Origin of the sequence: Pricia sp. (assembly GCF_041745955.1) — a bacterium.
Classification (GTDB): Bacteria; Bacteroidota; Bacteroidia; order Flavobacteriales; family Flavobacteriaceae; genus Pricia.
The window spans coordinates 1-3,186 of record NZ_JBGTHY010000154.1; the positions used below are offsets into that span (position 1 = coordinate 1).

Consider the following 3,186-nt stretch of genomic DNA (forward strand, 5'->3'; position numbering starts at 1 on the left):
GATATGCCACGGGTTTCAATCGCACCGAAATTGGGATTAGATTGGCGATATCATTCTATAGCAATCTCCAAACACAATTGCGCTTTCTTTAAAGCAGAATGAAAACCAACCAAAAACGATGAAAATTCTGTTTCTAACCGATAACTTCCCCCCGGAATTCAATGCTCCGGCGACACGTACTTTTGAACACACTAAAGAATGGGTAAAAGCTGGTGCAGAGGTAACGGTAATTACCTGTGCCCCCAATTTTCCTGAAGGAAAGGTTTTTGAGGGCTATAAAAATAAAGTATATCAAACGGAATACGTTGAGGGAATTAAAGTCATTCGCGTAGGCACCTATATTTCTGCCAACAAAGGTTTTGTAAAGCGTACCTTAGATTACCTCAGTTTTATGTTCGCTTCATTTTTTGCCGGTCTTTTCGTTAATACGGACGTCATCGTGGCCACATCGCCGCAATTCTTTACCGTAATTTCCGGAAGATGGCTCAGTTTCTGGAAACGGAAAAGATGGGTGATGGAAGTACGGGATCTTTGGCCGGAATCCATAAAAGCGGTAGGGGCCATGGATACCAATCCTGTAATTAGTTTTTTTGAATTTTTGGAGCATCGCATGTATAAAAGCGCCTGGAAGATTATTACGGTAACCGACTCCTTTAAAAAAGAACTAGTTCAAAAACATCATATCCCTGCGACTAAAATTGAGGTCGTCAAGAACGGTATAAATACGGATATGTTCGTTCCTGAACCAAAGAACGAGACTTTGGCGAACAAACTTGGGCTAAACGGTAAATTCATCGTGGGCTATATCGGCACACACGGTATGGCACATAAATTAGATTTTATCTTAGATTGTGCCAAAGAGATATCCGATGAAGAAGTCCATTTTCTTTTTTTGGGAACTGGCGCAGAGAAAGAAAACCTCTTGGAGCAGAAAACAAGGTTGGGATTAAAAAACGTGACACTTTTAAATCCAGTGCCAAAAAATGAGGTGAGCCAATACATTTCACTACTCGATGTAGGTTTGGTCAACCTCCGTAAGTCGGAAACTTTTAAATCCGTTCTTCCCTCAAAAATATTCGAGTTGGCCGCTATGAATAAACCCATTTTGTTGGGCGTTGAAGGCGAATCTAAGTTGTTGGTCGAGCAATATGATATTGGAATGGCTTTTGAACCAGAGAACAAAAAGGACTTTTTGGATAAGCTGCAGCTATTAAAAAATGAGCACAATACCTCGAACCGCGGTTTCAATAATATGGTAAAGGACTTTGACAGAAAGAACCTAGCGCTTAAAATGCTTAGATTTGTGCAAAATTAGAGTTCGTTTTGATATTGTTTATTTATTTTAAAATCTAAAAAGAGCATTTGTTTTTCCTGGAAACGGCCATATCGATTTTTATAGGGGTATTTCTTCTGACGTATTTGACCATACCAAAAATCATAAAGGTAGTCGAATATAAGCGTTTAATGGACAACCCTAATCAAAGAAGCTCGCATACTTTACGAACTCCGACCTTAGGAGGAGTAGCTTTCTTCTATACCTTAATCATTGCATTATTTTTTATCAGGGCGAGAGATCACTATGACGAGGCCATGTACATCATCCCCGGCCTTACCATCCTCTTTATAATTGGTCTAAAAGACGACCTCGTAGTTATATCCCCCGGTGCAAAACTTTTGTCACAGGTAGCTGCTATTGCTTTCATCCTCGCCAACCCCAGTTTCACCATCCATTCACTGAACGGTTTTTTGAACATTAACGAAATTCCGTACTTTCTGTACCTTATTATAGGCGGGTTCATGATGATTACCATCATCAACTCGTACAATCTAATCGATGGTATCGACGGATTGGCATCTATTGTAGGTATCGTGATTTTGGTAATTTATACCACCATATTTTATTTGACCGAAGAATACTTTTTCGCATTGTTGGCCATAGCCCTAAACGCCAGTTTAATGTCATTTTTGGGCTTTAATCTCTCTTCGGATAAAAAGATTTTTATGGGCGATACGGGTTCTTTAATTGTAGGCTTTATCATTAGTGTGCTGACCCTAAAATTTTTAGCATTGCGCCCTGTTGTGTATACCGACCTCCCATTTTTATTGGAAAACGCCCCTATAATTGCTATTAGCATCTTAATAGTCCCGCTTTTTGACACGGCGAGGGTCTTTGCCATCCGTATCGCCAACAAAAAAGGGCCATTTTCAGCAGATCGGAACCATACGCATCACGTATTGATTGATTATTGGGGACTTACCCATAAACAGGCAAGTTTTATCATAGGCTGTTTCAATCTACTGTTCGTTACGCTGTTCATCGTTTTGGGCAGTACAGCGAAAAATTTGGGCATGGTAATTATGTTGGTGTCCGTTGTTGTCTTTTTGGGATATATTTTCTTTAAGTACAATTACAACTTTACGACCTTGAAGCAGAAAATATTACTCAAGCGGAAGGTAAGCCGTTTTAAATCCAAGGTGGAAAAGAAAAGTTCTAAAAAAAGAAAGAAAGGGGAGGAAAAAAGTGACGATTCGTCAATAGAAGATCCATAGAAAAAATAGCCTTACAATATTAGAATCCAATTCCAATATGGTAAAGAATGGATTTTTGAGGTCTTATTTGGTGCTTGGAGATTTTTGTTTCATGGTGTACGATTATTGAGACCCTATTGAATATAGCTAAAAAGCAAAATGAAAGCTACTTCCATCCGCGCAACTTTGTCAAAAACCCAAAGTAAGCTATGCCGTTGGTAGTCAGTTTAAAAAATTAGGTGTTTACCCAGTATTGTCACAACTAGCCCTATTTTTGCCCTAAACCACATCAACACAGAAACCTATGAACATCCTCATCCTAGGTTCCGGCGGGCGTGAGCACGCTTTGGCCTGGAAACTCAAACAAAGTCAGAAATTAGGTCAGCTTTTTGTAGCCCCGGGCAACGCGGGAACGGCCGAAATCGTAAAAAATATTCCGGTTGGCGTAAATGATTTCGGTGCTATCAAGAAATTAGTGTTGGAAGAAAGTATCGATATGGTAATCGTAGGCCCCGAAGACCCATTGGTCAATGGCATCCATGATTTTTTTCTGAAGGATGACGATTTGGCCCACATCCCCATTATCGGTCCCCAAAAATCGGCAGCGGAGCTTGAAGGCAGTAAGGAATTCGCTAAAAAGTTTATGATGCGGCATGA

General features: G+C 40.0%; 2 protein-coding genes and 1 pseudogene. All 3 read left to right on the plus strand.

Annotated elements, in window-relative coordinates; translation table 11 throughout:
* Positions 1 to 118 precede the first annotated feature (118 nt).
* The gene (locus ACEW8S_RS05720) at positions 119 to 1,315 is read left to right on the plus strand and encodes a glycosyltransferase family 4 protein (RefSeq protein WP_373517221.1); all 1,197 of its coding nucleotides are present in this window, start codon (positions 119 to 121) and stop codon (positions 1,313 to 1,315) included.
* Positions 1,316 to 1,362: 47 nt separating this feature from the next.
* Positions 1,363 to 2,550 carry a glycosyltransferase family 4 protein gene (locus ACEW8S_RS05725; protein WP_373517222.1) on the plus strand — a complete coding sequence of 396 codons (1,188 nt, stop codon included), beginning with the start codon at positions 1,363 to 1,365 and terminating at the stop codon, positions 2,548 to 2,550.
* A 283-nt stretch (positions 2,551 to 2,833) separates the two neighbouring features.
* Positions 2,834 to 3,186, plus strand: a pseudogene (locus tag ACEW8S_RS05730) (phosphoribosylamine--glycine ligase); the annotation flags it as partial.